This is a genomic window from Micropruina sp. (genome assembly GCF_047607385.1).
Classification (GTDB): domain Bacteria; phylum Actinomycetota; class Actinomycetes; order Propionibacteriales; family Propionibacteriaceae; genus Micropruina.
On sequence record NZ_JASGDE010000037.1, the window covers coordinates 1 to 17,627 of the forward strand.

The 17,627-nt window shown below is 70.0% G+C and carries 11 protein-coding genes; 2 read left to right on the forward strand and 9 right to left on the reverse strand.

All coding sequences use genetic code 11. From position 1 onward, the window contains the following. Positions 1-143 precede the first annotated feature (143 nt). The 3 genes from QM582_RS03810 to QM582_RS03820 all read right to left on the reverse strand — a co-directional run bounded on the left by QM582_RS03810 (position 144) and on the right by QM582_RS03820 (position 3,556). Positions 144-1,427, reverse strand: coding sequence for an ArnT family glycosyltransferase (locus QM582_RS03810; RefSeq protein WP_415081904.1), 1,284 nt, complete (start codon positions 1,425-1,427; stop codon positions 144-146). Between the two features lie 243 nt (positions 1,428-1,670). Beyond that, positions 1,671-2,441, reverse strand: coding sequence for a YwiC-like family protein (locus QM582_RS03815; RefSeq protein ID WP_415081906.1), 771 nt, complete (start codon positions 2,439-2,441; stop codon positions 1,671-1,673). A gap of 80 nt (positions 2,442-2,521) precedes the next feature. Then, the gene (locus tag QM582_RS03820; protein WP_415081907.1) at positions 2,522-3,556 is read right to left on the reverse strand and encodes a class I SAM-dependent methyltransferase; all 1,035 of its coding nucleotides are present in this window, start codon (positions 3,554-3,556) and stop codon (positions 2,522-2,524) included. Between the two features lie 230 nt (positions 3,557-3,786). Here QM582_RS03820 and ppdK point away from each other — a divergent pair, with 230 nt between their 5' ends. Then, positions 3,787-6,408, forward strand: coding sequence for a pyruvate, phosphate dikinase (gene ppdK, locus QM582_RS03825; protein ID WP_415081909.1), 2,622 nt, complete (start codon positions 3,787-3,789; stop codon positions 6,406-6,408). Between the two features lie 189 nt (positions 6,409-6,597). After that, a complete protein-coding gene (locus tag QM582_RS03830; protein WP_415081911.1) occupies positions 6,598-7,449 on the forward strand; it encodes a hypothetical protein in 852 nt (283 codons plus the stop codon). 90 nt (positions 7,450-7,539) lie between these two features. Here the strand turns inward: QM582_RS03830 and QM582_RS03835 are convergent, their stop codons facing one another. The 6 genes from QM582_RS03835 to QM582_RS03860 form a co-directional block, all read right to left on the reverse strand. Then, on the reverse strand, positions 7,540-8,454 hold the full coding sequence (locus QM582_RS03835; protein WP_415081912.1) for a class C sortase: 915 nt from the start codon (positions 8,452-8,454) through the stop codon (positions 7,540-7,542). A 172-nt stretch (positions 8,455-8,626) separates the two neighbouring features. Then, positions 8,627-10,147, reverse strand: coding sequence for a SpaH/EbpB family LPXTG-anchored major pilin (locus tag QM582_RS03840; RefSeq protein WP_415081913.1), 1,521 nt, complete (start codon positions 10,145-10,147; stop codon positions 8,627-8,629). A 140-nt stretch (positions 10,148-10,287) separates the two neighbouring features. Continuing rightward, positions 10,288-12,846, reverse strand: a complete 2,559-nt coding sequence (locus QM582_RS03845; RefSeq protein ID WP_415081914.1) for a SpaA isopeptide-forming pilin-related protein — start codon at positions 12,844-12,846, stop codon at positions 10,288-10,290. 529 nt (positions 12,847-13,375) lie between these two features. Further along, positions 13,376-14,824 (reverse strand): glucosaminidase domain-containing protein, encoded by a 1,449-nt coding sequence (locus tag QM582_RS03850; RefSeq protein ID WP_415081916.1) that lies wholly within the window; start codon positions 14,822-14,824, stop codon positions 13,376-13,378. A gap of 154 nt (positions 14,825-14,978) precedes the next feature. Further along, positions 14,979-16,637, reverse strand: a complete 1,659-nt coding sequence (locus QM582_RS03855) for a sensor histidine kinase (RefSeq protein WP_415081917.1) — start codon at positions 16,635-16,637, stop codon at positions 14,979-14,981. A gap of 95 nt (positions 16,638-16,732) precedes the next feature. Further along, the gene (locus QM582_RS03860; protein WP_415081919.1) at positions 16,733-17,473 is read right to left on the reverse strand and encodes a response regulator transcription factor; all 741 of its coding nucleotides are present in this window, start codon (positions 17,471-17,473) and stop codon (positions 16,733-16,735) included. Between the last annotated feature and the right edge of the window lie 154 nt (positions 17,474-17,627).

Sequence of the window (17,627 nt, forward strand, 5' to 3'; positions counted from 1 at the left end):
ACCGCGATCCCCGGCCCGGCCGGCTCGACCGCGATCCCCGGCCCGGCCGGCTCGACCGCGATCCCCGGCCCGGCCGGACGTGGTCGAGTCCGGCCGGGCGCCCCCCGGGCTGAGTTCCGCGAACCCGGCTTCCGCGACAGACCCTAGGTCGTGGCTGCGCGTTCGCGCAGCGCGGGCATGAAGTGATACGCCACGATGAGCAACCCGATCGCGGCCTCGATCAGCAGGAACGAATCGAGTGGGACGCGGAACCGGACGCGCGTGAAGAAGACCGCCATGATCGGGGCGTTCGCGATGAAGACGAACAACATGACTCGTTCAGTGAAATGCATGGGAAACGTCCGGCGTCCCCAGTTCGACCAACGGGCGACGGTCAGCCCGGCGATCACGACCAATGCGGCCCAGGCTATCAGGCCCATCACCGGCTTTCCCTGACCGGCCGTCGCCGGGGCGTCGTAGGCGACGAAGTAGTGCGCCGTCTTCTGCAGATACAGCATGGCGGCGTCCCCAGGGTTGCTGGTGATCCAGTGCAGCGCTTCACGCATGAACTCGCTGCTGCGTCCGTTCTCGGAAAGGCCCATCGAGAACACACGCTGCATGGAGGCCTGCAGATCGACGTCGACGCCGGAGCCGGCGGTGGCGTCGGGGTTGTTCCCGATCAGCAGGTTGATTCCGGTCGAGGTGCTGATCGGGATGAACTCCCGGAAGACGATCCAGTTGCGGATCGCCCAGGCCCCCATCAGTGCCCCGGCGGCGGCCCAGCCGGCCACGATCGCGGGCCAGTCGCGACGCCGCCAGAGAATCCAGCTGCCGGCCGCCAGCAGTGCCACGGCGGTGAAGGCCAGCGTCGGCACGGCCAACGTCATAACCGCTGCGGCTAGGCCTAAGACGCAGCCCCACAGCCACGGCAGGCGTCCCTGGGCTTCGGCTTGGGCGACCAGCATCCACATCACCACGGTGGTCAGCAGGGCCAGCATCTGCGGGTACAGGGTGGCGCTGGTGTAGATGTTGATCGGATAGGCCAGTACGAAGATCGCGGCCAGCGATCCGAGCCGCTGACCGGTCAGGATCATGCCCAGCCGGCCTGCCGCCAGGGCCGCCAGAATGAGGCAGGCCACCGAGGCCATGGTGGCCACTCCGATGCCCGATCCCAGCGAGTGGAACGGTGCCAGTATGAGCGGCCAGGCCGGTGGCCGGTAGGCGGTCGGCTGTCCCTGCAGTGCGAAGCCCTGGCCGCGGGCCAGGTGTCCGGCGATCTCCCAGTACTCGACTTCGTCGTAATAGCGTTGGCCCGCGCGGCTGAGCCAGGCATAGCCGACCACCGCTGCGCAGAGGATGAAGAATGTCAGGTTGAGCCATTTGGATGGCTTGCTGGCGCGTAATTCTACGATTGCAGACATATTCTCTCCCGTCCGCATCGACCACAACTCATCCGCCCCGTGGCCCGGGCTCCCTGTCGCGAGCCCGGTATCCCTTCGTTGCCGATGGCCGTTGTCGTCAAACTGCTTCCCCGATGCCCAGCGGCGCTACTGCAACTGTGACATGTCGAAGGTTAGTGGCGCTAGGTGTGTGCCGCAGGCGATCGTAAAATTCTGGCACGAGATTGGAACAGCCGCTCAGGGTGGGCGGCCCAGGAGTTGTACGCGGCCGGTCGTTGACGGCCCGGGAGCTCAGCCCGCCGGGTGGGACGCCGTCCAGAGTGCGCCGGCCAGCACCAGCACGCTCAGCCCGATCTCGATCATCCCGATGACGATCGGGCGCACCGGACGCCGGCGTGCGAGCCGGGCCAGGACAACGGTGCGGACGGTGGCCAGCCCGAAGATCGCCGCCCAGAGCCACCCGGTGGGGCCACCCCACAGGGCGGCCGCGGCGATCGCCCAGGCCAGCTGCCAGGCCAGCGAAACGCGCTCGAGGCGGGTGTTGCCGCGTTCCCGGATCAGGCTCTTGACGTGCAGCACGGTGCCGAAGAAGTAGCCGAACAGGGTGGCGCTGAGCAGTACGGCCGCCCGCGCGTCTGGCCAGTCGGTGAGCAGCTCGGCGGGGGACGGGTAGGCCAGGGCGAGCGGGATCAGGCAGGCCGCCGCGGTGGTCAGCGCACCGCCGAGCAGGGCTCGCTCCCTGCGGGCCAGGGCCAGCTGCAGGGCGGGGGCGAGGAGTGCGGCGAACACCGCCAGCCAGCCCAGCAACGGCCAGCCGCCGAGTAGGACGGCGCCGGCGCCGGCCGCCACGGTGGTGACCGTGTAGACGAGGGTGGCCGGCAGGTACCTGGCGCGCCGGGCCGGCGGGCTCTTCAACCACCGGGACGCCGCATGGAAGGCGAAATAGCCGAGCACGCAGCAGGCGGCCAGCAACGGCACATGGGTGGCCACCGGTGTCCGCAAGGCGATCCCGGCGGCGATCGGCACCGCGAGCATCGCCCAGGCCCCGTGCTGGTTGGGCACCCACCCCGCTGATGCTCGACCGGCCACGGGACAACCCTACGGATCCGGCCGCCGGGCCCGGCCGGCGAGTGTCGAGCCGGTCACCTGGTGGGCGGCGAGTCCCGCGCAGTGAGAACCGACCGGGTGACCAGATAGCCGCGGTCCCGGGCCACGATCCGGGTCGGGCCGACCGTTTCGCGCAGCCAGGGCAGATAGGGCAGGTGGGCGTTGTAGACGCACCACAGCTCGCCGCCCGGCGCCAGGATCCGCCCGGCCTGGGCGAAGAGCTCCCGGGTGGGGGTGGTGTCCTTGGCGGCGCCGACGTGGAACGGCGGGTTGGTCACGATCAGGTCGACCGGCGCGTCCCGCCCGGCCAGGCCGTTGCGGCGCTCGACGTCGACGGCGAGGTCGTTGGCGGCGGCGGTCAGCCGGGTCGCGTCGGTCGCGCTCCAGGCCACGTCCACCGCCTGCACCCGGAGTCCGCGGCGCGCCAGCAGGGCCGCGAGAATGCCGCTGCCGCAGCCCAGGTCGATCGCGGTGCCGGCGTCCGGAAGGGCGTCGAAGCAGCCGGCCAGCAGTGCGGTCCCGCGGTCCAGCCGGGTGCCGCTGAACGTCGCCCCGTGCGCGACCACGTCCAGATCGAGCGGCTCCAGCCGCACCCGCCGGGGCCAGGACGGTTCCCGCCGGATCGGCTCCGAGGCCAGCAGCGCCCGGGCCTTGCGATGCCCGAGCGACGCGGTCACCGTGCCGAAACTCCTGGCCAGGGCCGTGTTCATCGAGCGCGACAGGTGCTTGTCCCGTTCTCCGGCGATCACCCGGACGCCCGGGTCGGCCAGCGCGGCGATCAGTTCCGCATACTCCTGCACCGCGCCCACCGACCGGGGCAGCCGCCACAGCACCGTCCGGGCCCCGGTCACCGCCTGCTGCAGGCTCGGACGCCGCCAGGCCGTCGGCACCTGCTGCTCGGCGCGGACGTCGTCGCACCACACCCGCGGCTGCTGCCCGCGCGCCTCCAGCTGATGGCTCAACGCGCCGGCCACGTCGTCCAGGACCGCCACCGGGGCGACGAGTTCGCCGGCCTGGGCGAGCAGCAGCTCGGTGACCGGGTCGGGACGCGGGCCGGGGAAATCGCTCATGAGGCAAGGAAACCACCCGCGACGCGATGCGGGAGTCCGCTCCGGAGCGGGTCTGCCCAAGGGGTGGACAGTGCCGTCCGATCATCGACTCGGTATCCACTCGGCGGCGCGAGTCGATACGGTTGGAACAGCCGACCGGTTCCCGGACCCCGCTCCGTCGGGCACCGGCCTGGGCCCGCCGCCACGCCGGCGTCCATGCAATGGAGCATCTGAAGGAGATTCATCACACGATGACCACCAAGTACGTGTACGAGTTCAGCGAGGGCGACGGTTCCATGCGGAACCTGCTCGGCGGCAAGGGCGCCAACCTCGCCGAGATGACCGGGCTGGGTATGCCCGTCCCGCAGGGCTTCACCATCACCACCGAGGCCTGCACCCGGTACTACGACGACGGCCAGCAGATCGGCGACGACATCCGCGGGCAGATCGTCGAATACATCGGCAAGCTCGAAGAACTGACCGGCAAGAAGCTCGGCGACCCGGACAACCCGCTGCTGGTCTCGGTGCGGTCGGGTTCGCGGGCGTCGATGCCCGGCATGATGGACACCATCCTCAACCTCGGCATGAACGAGCAGGTCGTCGCCGCCTTCGCCGCCAAGACCGGCAACCCGCGCTTCGTCTACGACTCCTACCGCCGCTTCATCCAGATGTACTCCGACGTCGTCATGGAGGTTGGCAAGGCGTACTTCGAGGAACTCATCGACGAGATGAAGGAGCGCAAGGGCGTCACCAACGACCTGGAGCTGGACGCCGACGACCTCAAGGAGCTGGCTCGCCAATTCAAGGAGGAGTACAAGACCAAGATCGGCTCCGAGTTCCCCTCCGATCCGATCGAGCAGCTGTTCGGCGCCATCCGCGCGGTGTTCCGTTCCTGGGACAACCCGCGCGCCGTCTACTACCGCCGGCTCAACGACATCCCCTCCGACTGGGGCACCGCGGTCAACGTCCAGTCGATGGTGTTCGGCAACCTGGGTGACACCTCCGGCACCGGTGTGGCCTTCTCCCGCAACCCGGCCACCGGCGATCCCGGCCTGTACGGCGAGTACCTGATGAACGCTCAGGGCGAGGACGTCGTCGCCGGCATCCGGACGCCGCTCACGATCGATCAGCTGAAGGCGCAGAACCCGGGGTTGTACGACGAGTTCCAGGCCATCGTGACCCGGCTGGAGAACCACTACCGGGACATGCAGGACATGGAGTTCACCATCGAAGAGGGCAAGCTCTTCATGCTCCAGACCCGCAACGGCAAGCGCACCGCCGCGGCCGCCTTCAAGATCGCCTGCGACCTGGTCGACGAGGGCATGATCGACTCCAAGAAGGCCGTGTCGATGATCGATCCGAAGCAGATCGACGCCCTGCTGCACCCGCAGTTCGACGACGCCGACCTGAAGGACGCCACCCCGATCGGCAAGGGCCTGCCGGCCTCCCCGGGCGCGGCCTGCGGCCAGGTGGTGTTCACCGCCGAAGAGGCGGCCGAGCGCGGCAAGCGCGGCGAGGATGTGGTGCTGGTCCGGCTGGAGACCACCCCCGAGGACATCGAGGGCATGCACTACGCCAAGGGCATCCTGACCGCGCGCGGCGGAATGACCTCGCACGCCGCCGTGGTGGCCCGCGGCATGGGCACCTGCTGCGTGTCCGGCCTGGGTGAGATCAGCTTCGGCGTGAAGAACTTCACCCTGGGCGGCAACACCTACAACGAGGGCGACTGGATCTCGCTGGACGGCTCCACCGGCAACGTCTACGGCGAGGCGATCAAGACCGTCCCGGCCGAGATCAGCGGCTACTTCGGCCGGATCATGGAGTGGGCCGACGCGTTCCGCACCATGAAGGTGCGCACCAACGCCGACACCCCGCTGGACGCCAAGCAGGCCCGCGACTTCGGAGCCGAGGGGATCGGGCTGTGCCGCACCGAGCACATGTTCTTCGAGCCTGACCGGATCTCGGCGATCCGCGAGATGATCGTCTCCAAGAGCGTCGAGCAGCGTGAGGCCGCGCTGGCCAAGCTGCTGCCGATGCAGCGCAGCGACTTCGAGGGCATCTACGAGGCCATGGAGGGCTACCCGGTCACCATCCGGCTGCTCGACCCGCCGCTGCACGAGTTCCTGCCGCACGAGCACTCCGACGTCGTGGCGCTGGCCCGGCAGATGAACATGGAGACCATCGCCCTGGAGGCGGTGATCGACTCGCTGCACGAGTTCAACCCGATGATGGGCCACCGCGGCTGCCGCCTCGACGTCACCTACCCCGAGATCGGCGCCATGCAGACCCGCGCCATCATCGAGGCGGCGATCAACGTCCAGAAGCGGCATCCGGAGTGGGATCTGGTGCCCGAGATCATGATTCCGCTGGTCGGCGAGGTGAAGGAGCTGGCGTTCGTCAAGAAGATCGTCACCGACACCGCGGACGCGATCATCGCCGAGTCCGACGTCGACCTGAAGTACCTGGTCGGCACCATGATCGAGATCCCGCGGGCGGCGCTCACCGCCGACGAGATCGCCACCGAGGCGGAGTTCTTCTCCTTCGGCACCAACGACCTCACCCAGATGACCTTCGGCTTCAGCCGGGACGACGCGGGCAAGTTCCTGGAGTCGTACTACGAGAAGAAGATCTACGAGGTGGATCCGTTCGCCCGGCTCGACCAGGTCGGCGTCGGCAAGCTGGTCGAGACCGCTGTGAAGCTGGGCCGGCAGAGCCGTCCGGACATCAAGCTCGGCATCTGCGGCGAGCATGGTGGCGACCCGGCCTCGATCGATTTCTGCCAGCGCACCGGCCTGAACTACGTGTCCTGTTCGCCGTTCCGGGTGCCGATCGCCCGGCTCGCGGCGGCGCAGTCGGCGCTGGCGAACGGCTGATTCTCGTCGGTCGGGCCTGTCGAGACCTCGGCTTCGCGGTGCTGAGCAGGGGTTTCGACAGGCTCGACCAGCGGAGGGCTGACAACCGGCGGGTTCCGGCACCAACTGCGGTGCCGGAACCCGCCGACTCTCCCCGGTCGTTGCGGCGTTTCGTTCCGCACCGATGGCAAAGTGTGCGCAATGAGGCGATTGGGGGTTGTCCTCGCCGGCCTGTTGCTGGCGGTCGTTGTGGGTTGTGCCCGGCAGGCGCCGGTGACCACGTCCGAGCCGGCCACCAGCCCGGCCGTCGCGGCGCTGCGGATCGGGGCCACGTCCGACCCGGCCAGCCGGGTGCTCGCCGAGCTGTATCTGCAGGCGCTGGCCGGAAAGAGCCGTCCGGGCAGCGTGGTCGACGTCGGCGACGACGTGAACACGCAGGTCAGCCGGCTGATGGCCGATGAGTTGGACGTGGTGCCGGCGTTCGCCTGGAGCGCCGCCCAGGGCCTCAAGGTGGACGCCCAGGATCCGCAGACCCTGGTCTCCGACCTGGCCGCGGCGCTGGACGGGGAGGTCGCCGTGCTGCAGCCGTCCAAGGTCGACCGGGCCTGGCGCTACGTCGCCGGCCGCGCCGATGTCTCGCTGCTCGACCTGACCAAGAAGACGAAACTGGTGGCCCCGCAGGCCTGGCGCCAGGCCCCCGACGGGCAGGCCGGGCTGGCGGCCATCTACCAGGTGAAGCCGTCGGTCACCGTCGTCGCCGACGCCGGGCAGCGGCTGGCCCGGGTGAAGGCCGGCGCGATCGGGGTCTTCGACGGCACCGAACCACAGGGCTGGGACGCCGCGGTGAAGCCGGTCGGCGATCCCAAGACGATGATCGCGTCCGATCCGCAGGTCGCCCTGCTGCGCCTCGGGCTGGCCGAGGACGTCACGGTGCTGGACGTCATCCAGCAGCTGCACGGCACCCTGGACAACACCGCGATCGCCGGCATCCGGACCCGGGCCGCGGCGGTGGGCGTCCCGGCGGCCGTGACCGAATGGCTGGCGGCGCATCCGCTGAAGTGACCCGGCTGACGTGACCCGGTTGAAGTAGCCCAGCAGGACGACGGATCGTCCCGGCGTCCCGGCCAGCGCGGCGCGGCGTCACAGCCGCGATCAGCTCGGGGGAGCGGGGAGCCGGTACCCGCAACGCCAGACGTCGCCGACCACGAAGACCACCACCCCGCCGAGAACGACCGCCCACCAGGGGAAGCCGGGCAGGTCGGGGGCCGCCTGGGCCGCCGCGACCTCGTCCAGAGGGGGCGGGACGATCCGCTCCCCGGTGACCAGGATGCGATGGCTGTTGATGCCGAGCGGGGTGCAGGTCACCAGGGTGACCAGATCGCGTCCGGGGTCGGGGAGGATCGCTTCGGTCTGGTCCGGCCTGATCACCCGGGTCTCGATCACCCGGTAGCTGAGCGCCTCGTCGAGAACGGACACCGTGAAGGTGTCGCCCACCGCGGCACGGTTGAGCTCGTTGAAGAGCGTGGCGGTCGGCAGGCCCCGGTGGGCGGTGAGAACGGCGCGCTCACCGGCTCCGCCGACCGGTAGCGACGTCCCCTCCAGGTGCCCGACGCCGTGCTGCAGGGTCGCGTCGCTGGTGCCGTGGTAGATCGGCAGATCGATGCCGAGACTGCCGTAGCGAACCCTGCCCAGGTAGCCGCTGCCGTCAAGGTTGAGCAGCGTCCAGTAGTCGAGCGAGGTGTCCGTTGACCTGCCCTTGCTGGTGGCCACATGGGCGTTCGCGGCGTAGACGGCTCCGCTGGCCAGGGCCTTGTTGTAGCGGCGGGCCCGTTCCAGTTGCTGGGCCCGGTGGGTCGCGTCGTTGTTGGGCGGCTGCTGCATCCACTCCCGGGACAGCTCGACGACCCGCGACTGGTCGCGCTGGGAGAACCACGACGCGATGTGCGGGTACAGGAACACGCAGGTCCCGGCCAGGATGACCAGGCAGGCGACCAGCTGCAGCCACGGCATCCGCCACCGTCGCCGGGCCGGGGCGCGCTTCCCGGCGGCTTCGCGTGTGTCGCTCACCTGCTCCTCCATGCGTCGTCGTGGCGATCGGACGTGGCCCGGCGACGGCAGCCGGGGCTGCCGCCGCCGGGCCCGACCCGTGCGGTCGTCCCTGGCCGGGCCGGTCGAAACCCGTTGTCAGGGACGTTCCCGACCAGCTCGACCGGGCAAGGACCAGCGCCGGCTCAGTCGATCAGGACGCGCCGTGCCGACGACGCGAGACGACGATCACGACCGCGCCGGCCGCCACCAGGACGAGGCCGCCGATGCTCATCCCCAGGGTTGCCTGCCCACCGGTTCGGGGCAGCTCCGGGGTGTCCCGCGGCGTGTTCGTCACCGGCACCGACAGCGTGTTGTCGGTGCCGGGCGTGATCGTCACCGTCTGGACGCCGGCGCCGATGTACCCCGCGGGAACCACCGTCTCGTAGACGCAGTAGACCTTGGTCGGGACCGGATCGAGCGGTCCGTCGTCGTTGTTGGCGACCCACAGCCCGAGCGGCGAGGACGCCGCGGCCGGCGCGTTCGGCGTCCAGACCACGATGCCGTCGGCGCCGGACGTCCCGGTCGAGACCAGGCCCGTCGCGGGCGGCTCCGCGGCGCAGGCGGCCCCGGTCCGCGGGTAGACCTGGAACGCGGCGTTGGCCAGCGGCGCAGCGTTGGGGTCGACCTTGGTCACCCGGAGGGCGCCCCAGTAGCTGTGCGGGACGGTCTCGCCCGGCGTCCGGCCACCGTTGAACTCCGAGCCGTAGCCGGGATCGGTGCTGACGCTGCCGGGGTTGGCGATGCGGCCGGTGGCGGTCACCGAGGTCACCCGGGTGGTGAATACGACGGTGATCGTGTCGCCGGCACTGAGCGTCGACCGGGCGGCGCCGCCCAGCGACCAGGTGACGCCGGCGGGATCGACGGTGTAGCCGTTGGCGCCCGCGGCCAGCGCCGTCGCGTTGACGCTCACCGAGGTGGTGCCGGCGTACTCCAGGCCGGCGGGCAGCCGGTCCCAGATCGACACCGAACGGTAGGTCTCGCCGGTGTTCAGCGGCGGCACGGTCTGGGTGATGGTCCAGCTGAGGGTCGACCCCACGACCAGGCCGGAGGGGGCGGCGACGGTCTTCACCGGTCCCTGGAGTTCCTGGTTCTTCGGGTAGACGTTCACGTCGTAGATCCACTCGTCGTCGGCCAACGGCAGCGGAACCGTGACGTAGAACGGTGCGCTCCTGGCCACCACGGTCGCCGGCGCGTCGGTCTCCTGCACGTAGTACAAGCCGAGCGGCAGCCCGCCGAAGGTGAGGTCGCCCTGGCTGCCGGTGGTGCGCGCGGTACCCGCGTCCGCCAGGCAGAAGCCGGCGGCGGTCACCGCGGCCGTCGTGGCCGGGGCGGTGCCGGTCGGGATCGCCGGGCTGGCCTGCCAGTGGTCGGTGTTGGCGAGATCGATGGCCTGACACGAGCCGGCGACGGTCCGGCCCAGCCGCCAGATCGTGAACTCGACGTCCGGGAGCGGACGGCCGCCGGGGTTCGGCACCACCTCGCCGGTTCCGGCGGTGCCCTCGGCGACACCGACCCGCTTGTGAATGATCAGCGACCCCGTGGTCCGTGGATTGTCGCCCTGCCCGGGACCCGGCGCCGCGGCAGCGGCCGTCCCCATCGCCACGGCGCCCGCCATCGCAAGCGCCACGGCCGCCGCGCCGGCGGCGAGCCGCATTGTCATCTTGGTGGACATCAGTCCCACCTTCCTTTCTTGCCCGTCGTCCGTTCCGGTGGATTCTCGGGGGGTGTCTCTACGTACTTCGCGAACCGGCACAGGGGCCGACGATGTTCAGGTCGGGTCGATTCGGGGAACCGCTCGACCACGGCGAGGAGCTATCCGGCCTCCCTTCGACGGGCGCGAATCCGGGCGGTCACGGCCGCCCCCAGGCCCAGCGCCACCGCGCCGAGGCCCACGATGAAGAAGACGTCCCGCCCCAGCCCGTCGCCGGTGAACGGCAGCGCCGGTGCCACCCGGGGGGTGTTGGCGATCGCGCCCAGGGATGCGTCCAGGCTCAGGGTGCCGCCGGCGCCGACCCGGAAGACCCGCGGCGCGGCGTCCAGCCGGAAACCGGCGGGCGGCTTCGTCTCGGTCAGCGTGTGCTCACCCCAGGGCAGCCCCTGCACCCGGAAGAAACCCGGGCGCGGATCGGTATCCGGGCCGCCGCAGGGCGCGGCGACGCAATCGGCGACCGGGCTGCCGGGCGCGGCCGATCCGGGACCGGTGAGCGTCCACTCCGCGCCGGCGAGGCTCCGTCCGCCCGGATCGACCTTCGTCCAGGTCACGGCGCCGAGCCTCGGCGTGTTGGTGAAGGTGCAGGTGACCTCGTCGGTGCGTTCCAGCACGATGCTGCCGGCGCTGACGACGCCGCCGGCTTCGGTCCTGGTGAAGCCGATGTCGTCCCCGTTCGCGTCGGTGCAGGCCAGGCCCGTCCAGTCGTAGCCGGCGGATTTGTCCGGTGCGGCGGTGAACGCTTCCGACAGGCGGTACGGACCGGCCGGGACCACCTGCTGGGTCACCTGCGCCGCGCCGGTGACGCCCTGGACGATGCTGCCCTGCGCGGTGCCGCTGCCGGTGGCGGTCAGCCGCCAGTCGGTGGGTGCCGCGTAGCCGGTGCCGGCGGCCGGATTCACCACCTGCTTGACCAGGGTCAGGGTGGGGTTGGGCAGCGTCTGGTTGCGGAAGGTGCAGACCAGGTTGCGCGATCCTCCGGTGGGGATCGCAGGCGCCACCAGGGAGTAGCTGCCGGGGACGCCGGGCAGCGCGGTGACGGCGACCGGACCGTTGCCGTTGGCGGTGTCGACGCAGGACAGCGACGTGGCGTAGTCGGTCAGGTCGGCGCCGGCCGCGCCGGCCTCCGACAGCCGATAGGTCGCGCCCGGCACGAGCTCCACCGGCCCGGCCAGCTGGGCCTGGACGCCCGTCGCGGTGCCGGTCGTGGTCGCGGACGTGTTCGTGGCGCCGGCAATCTGGGGCGCGATGGTCAGGGTGAACTGGTCGGCGGCGTTGGTGCGGCTCACCACGTCCTTGCGGAGCGCGATCAGCGGGTAGAAGGTGACCTGGGCGTTGCTGGGCGGATCGATGCCGACCAGGTTGCCGAAGTTCCCGTTGGGGCCGCCGTTGCTGAAGGTCGCCGCCTGGCTCGAGGTGACGCTGGCGGTCAGCGTGCAGTTCTCCTGGCCCTTCTCGAGGACGCCGTTGCTGACGATCAGCTGCCGCGTGGCGGTATTGACGGATTTGCTGCCGGTACACGTCCCGCCGACCGTGGTGTTGGCGAAGCTCAGCCCGGCGGGCAGGGTGTCGGTGAATGCCCAGCCTTCCTTCCTGCCGAGGTCGCTGCGGTTCCGCACCGTGATGGTCATCACCGAGGTCTGGCCGACCGGCAGCCGAGCGGGCGAGAAGGTCTTCTCGGTGACCGGCGAGACGTCGGTGAGCCGGATGTTGTCGATGGCGCCGTCGTTGCCGTTCGCGGTGCCGGCGCCGCCGTTGGGACAGTAGATCCCCGGCGGATTGGGCGGGGGGACGGCGACGCCCCGGGTGCCGCATCCGTTCGAGCTGGCGGTGGAGCGATTGTCCAGCCGAAGCCCGATCTGTCCGCCGTTCATCAGGAACGCGTTGCTGTAGTACCTGCCGACGATGCCCTGGGAGGCCCACGGCAGGGTGGAGTTCACCGGGGACTGTCCCAGATAGTCGAACCGCTGGCCGGTCGCGACCGGGAGGGGCTGGTCGTTGAGCAGCCGGGGGGTGTTGCCGTCCCGGGTGAGGTAGAAGTACATCTCCGGTTTGAGCGGAACCTCCGGCTCCGCGTACGTCATCGCAGCGTCGACCGAGAAGGCGTAGAAGCGGTTCTGCGCGGTGCTGGGCAGCTGGATGTTGTTGTTGACGGTTTGGAACATCATGGCGTTCGGGGTGCCGCCGGAGGTGTTCGTGGACAGCGCCCGGTTGTTCTGCCCGTTGCCTCCCTGGGCGAAGACGCCCAGCGCCTGGGCCTTCACCCGGACGGCGTCGTAGTCGCCGCGCCGCTGATCCGCCGGGTCGCCGTTCAAACCGCAGTAGGTGTTCTGGATCTGCGAGAGGGAGAGGTTCGGTATCGCGCTGGTGATGAATCCGTTGCAGAAGCCGGTGTCGAGCCAGTATTGCGACGCGGTGTAGCGGACGCCGTTCGTTCCCGGGTAGTTCGTAAGGCTCCACGGGATGGCCCCGCTGCCGTTCTCGAATGTCTCCTCGAAGATCGTGGCGGGGGACGGCAGGACGGCCTGGGGTCCGATATCCGCCGCGGGCCTGACCCCGGTGGGCCGATTGTCCTGGGCCCGGTCGGGGACGGGAGAGATGCCGGTGCCGGTGGGCTTCGCGGCGGGCGGAGTCGTTTCGGGCGCGTCCTCGGCGGGAACCACCGGCGCCGTGGAACCGGGATCGGTCGGAGTCGGGGTGGGGCTATTTCGATCGGCAGGGTCGGCAGGCTTCTCCGGTTCCGGGCTCGCTGACTTCTCGACGGGCCGGCCATCGTCGGTCGGAGCGGCCTCGGGAGGACGTGGTGTTTCGGTGCCGGGCGTGCTTTTCGGTGCGGGCGTCGTGGTTTGCGCGGTGGGCCTGGTTGTTTCCGAGACGGCCCCTTCGGGACGCGGTGGGCCACGCGTGTCGGCAATCGCACTCGTCCCGGCGCTCAACGTGACCGTGAGCGCGCCGATAACGAGGGCGAACGCCAATGTTCGGGTCTGTGCCCGCATGCGAGTTCCTCCTGGGGTGGGTCCTGCTCACCGCCTCTCGCCAGGAGGAGAGCAGATGCCAGCAGCTTAGGAAATTGCTGGCGACCCGGAGGGGAAATCGTCGAAATGCGCATAATTGACCGCATGATCGACTCGATCTGAGCCGCTGCCGGGGCGCGGATATCGGCAATCGATGTGCGCCTGGCAAGGCCCGATGTCAGCCGAAGAGCACCGCCCAGGTGCGGGTGGAGACGATGCCGGTCTGCGGCAGCTTGGTCTTCTTCTGCAGCGCTTTGACCGACGTGAGCGTCTTCGCGCCGAAGTTGCTGCCGGCGTCCACCGGGTAGCTGCGTGCCTTGAGCAGCCCGTTCAGGGCGGCCACCGCGGCCCCGTGGGCGCCCTTGCGGACGTCCGGGGTCAGCCGGGTCAGAGTGAGCGGATCGGCCTTCCCGGTGACCGGCAGCTTCCGCTTCTTCTGGTAGGCCTTGACCGCCGCCACGGTATCGGTGCCGAAATAGCCGGTGGTCTTCACCGTGCCGCCGGCCTTCACCAGCAGATTCTGCAGTGCGGTGACCTTGGCGTTGCGATTCCCCTGCTTCAACGTGGTGGAGATCAGCAGGTCGTACTTGGTCAGTCCGTACTTGGTGACCAGCCCGTAGACGGTGCCGGCGTAGGACTTGCTGGACGACCAGCCGGCCTTCGCCACCGCCGCCAGGAACGCCTTGGGGTTGCCGGCGGATCTCATCGCCGCCCGGTAGCGGGCGCCGGAAAGCACCGCGGCCTGGTCGGCCACCGAGCTGGCCACGGACTTGTACTTTCGGTACTTCTTGCCGCTGATCGTGACGCAGCCGCTGGACAGCTTGCTCTTCGCCCCGCTGCAGGTCAGCGCAAAGTAGTTGTTGGCCTTCTTCGCCACCGCGCTGGTCCCCGACTTGGAGTGGTGGAGGGCTTGGGCGATCGTCACCGACGAGGGCACTCCGCTGGCCGCCTCGCTGCGTTGCGCCAGCGGCGCCAGTGTGCCGATCAGCTTCTTATTGGGGTCCGGCTTCGGTTTCGGCTTCGGCGTGGGCTTCGGTTTCGGCGAGGGCTTCGGTGCGACATCGAAGCGGTACAGGTTCCACTGCCGCATCGTGTTGATCACCGACGTCGCGTAGTTGGGATCGGTGGCGTAGCCGGCCTTGTGCACCGCGCGGATGAATTTGTCCGGATCGTTGGGGTACTTGAACGCCGGGTTGTAGCGATCGGCGTAGTTGAGCAGGCGTCCGTGATCGAGGAAGGACTTCTCCATCGAGCTGTACACCCGGAAGCGGCTGACGTATTTCTTCTTCTTGCCGCCGACGTACTCGTAGGACGAGAGCGCCACGCAGCCCTTCTGGTAGGGGCTGACCACGGCGCCGCACTTCATCCCGAAGTAGTTGTGGTACTTGGTGGTCAGCCCGGACTTGCCCCAGCCGGACTCCAGGATCGACTGGGCGATCGTGACCGCCCGCGGCACCCCGTACTTCTTCTTGGACGCCTTCGCCGCCTCGGCGGCCTTGGCGATGTAGGCCTCCCGGTCGACCGCGGCCTCGCTCGGGGAGACACCGACGGTCGCGCTGCACAGTCCGGTGGCGATCAGTGCGGTGGCGAGCAGGGCGGCCCGGACGCGGGCAGTTCGGTGGCTCATGATCAGTCATTCAAAGCCTGAGAACTGTCCGAGAGCTACCTGAAGTCTCGACCGGACCTCGATGGCTGGCCCCGGTATCTGACTGTGACTAGGTTGTTTGCCCGAGGCAACCCTCAAGTGCCGGCTGACATCGGGGTCGGATCGGGCCGCCGGATCAGGACCGCGGCCGGTGTGGGGCGATCGGGATCCGGACGGTGAACACGGTCCGTCCCGGACGCGAATCGACGGCCGCGGTGCCGTGATGGGCGGCCACCACGGCGGCCACGATCGCCAGCCCCAGGCCGGTGGACGAGCCGCCCTGCTTGCGCACCCGGCTGACCTCGGCACGGGTGAAGCGCTCGAAGACCGAGTCCTGCAGGTCGGCCGGAATGCCCGGCCCGTCGTCGGTGACGGTGATCACCGCCATGCCGTCGCGCACCGTCACCCCGGTCTCCACCCGGGTGCCGGGCGGGGTGTGGGTGCGGGCGTTGGCCAGCAGGTTCGCCAGCACCTGATGCAGGCGGTACCGGTCGGCCAGGGCCAGCACCGGCTCGTCCGGCAGCGACAGCGACCAGCGGTGGTCGGGGCCGGCCACCCGGGCGTCGCTGGTGGCGTTGAGCACGATCTCGGTGACGTCGGTGGGTGCCAGGTCGAGGGCCGGTCCGGAATCCAGCCGGGCCAGCAGCAGCATGTCCTCGACCAGGCTGCTCATCCGGTCCGACTCCGACTCGATCCGGGCCATCGCATGTGCCATGGCCGGCGACAGGTCGGCGCGCTCCCGGCGGGTCAGTTCCGCATAGCCGCGGATCGCCGCCAACGGATTGCGCAGCTCGTGGGACGCGTCCGCGACGAACTGGCGCAGCTTCACCTCCGAGGCGTGCCGGGCGGCCAGCGCGCCTTCGACGTTGTCGAGCATGTGGTTGAACGCCAGCCCGACCCGTCCGACCTCGCTGACCGGGTCGGTGTCGTCCTTGTTGACCCGGCCGATGCCCTCGACCTCGCCGCTCTCCAGCGGCAGATTGGACACCGCCGTGGCGGTGGCCGCCAGCCGGTTCAGCGGCGCCAGGCTGCTCACCACGACCCCGCGCGCCACCAGCACCGCGGCGGCGATGATCGCGGCGGTGAGCAGCGCCTCGAACGCCACCAGCGAGGTCATCGCGCTGGTCACCTGGCTCAACGGGACGCCGACCAGCACCCGGCTGCTCTCGTCGCCGCGCACGGTCACCCGGTAGAGGCCGTAGTCGGTGAGCTGGACGGTGGTCTTGGCCCCCGAGTCGAGGTTCAGCGCGGCCAACTGGTTCAGCGCCGGAGTCGAGAGCGAGGGGATCTGCACACCTCGGTTGCTGCCCCGGTCGGTCAGGATCACGCCTTTGATCTCGGCGGCGGTCTGCCAGGCCACGGCGGTGCCGATCTCCTGGCCGCCGGCGGTCACCCCGCCCTGGGTGGAGCTGTCCGGAGGCCCGTACGGGCCGGGGCCGATCAGCCGGGACATCGCCCGGTCGAGCCGGGAGTCCACCTGGTTGATCTGGATGTTGTAGACGCCCAGCGCGACCACCGCGCTCAGCCCGATCGCGACCAGCGCCACCACGGCGGCGACGCGCACCACCAGCCGCCGTCCCAGGGTGCCCTTGGCGAGTGGACGGACGGCGGTCGCCGTCCCGGCCGGGGCTGCGGCGGCGGGCTCCGATTCGGCGGGCCCGGTGCCGGGGGCGTCGTCGTCGGTGTGCCCGGGACCGACGAAGGTGGGGACGCCCTGGCTCGGGGCGTCGGGCTCCGGCGCCCAGGGGGCGCGGGGCTCGGGTGTTCCGGGTCCGGGTGCGCCCGCTTCAGGCATGCCGGGGCCGGGTGTGCCCGCTTCAGGCATGCCGGGGCCGGGTGTGCCCGGTCCGGGGGCGGCCGGCCCGGGAGTGTCCGGCGGGCCTGGTGTGGTCATTCCGCCGCCGGCTTGAGCACGTAGCCGGAGCCGCGCAGGGTGTGGATCATCGGTGCCCGGTTGGCGTCGATCTTCTTGCGCAGGTAGGAGATGTACAGCTCGACCACGTTGGCCTGGCCGCCGAAGTCGTAGTTCCACACCCGGTCCAGGATCTGCGGCTTGCTCAGCACCCGGCGCGGGTTGCGCATCAGGTAGCGCAGCAGCTCGAACTCGGTGGCGGTGAGCTGGATCTCCTCGCCGCCGCGAGTGACCTCGTGGGAGTCCTCGTCGAGCACCAGGTCACCCACCACCAGTTGGGAGCCGGGTCGCAACGTGGTGGCGCCGGAGCGACGCAGCAGCCCGCGCAGCCGGGCGATCAACTCCTCCAGGGAGAACGGTTTGGTGACGTAGTCGTCGCCGCCCGCGGTGAGCCCGCCGATCCGGTCCTCCACGGCGTCCTTGGCGGTCAGGAAGATGACCGGGACGTCGGGCTGCTCGGTGCGGATCCGGCGCATCACCTCGAGGCCGTCGAAGTCGGGCAGCATCATGTCCAGCACGATGGCGTCCGGACGAACCTCGCGGGCGACCTTGACGGCGTCCAGGCCGGAGCCGGCGGTGGCCACCTCCCAGCCTTCGTAGCGCATCGCCATGCTGAGCAACTCGGTCAGGCTGGACTCGTCGTCCACCGTCAGGATCTTGATCGGAGTCCCGTCCGGCCTGGTCAGCGGTTCGTTGCCACCTCGCGTGCTGGTTGTCATGTGTCCAATCTGTCAGTGCCCTGTGAGCCGCGGCTAGGTGCTACCTGTGGATTGCCTGTGAGTGGAGGCGGTGGGCCCGTCGACCCCATCCCCGCGCTCGCCTAACTATTTCGGGCTCGCCGAACTCGGCGAGCCCGAAATAGTTAGGCGAGCG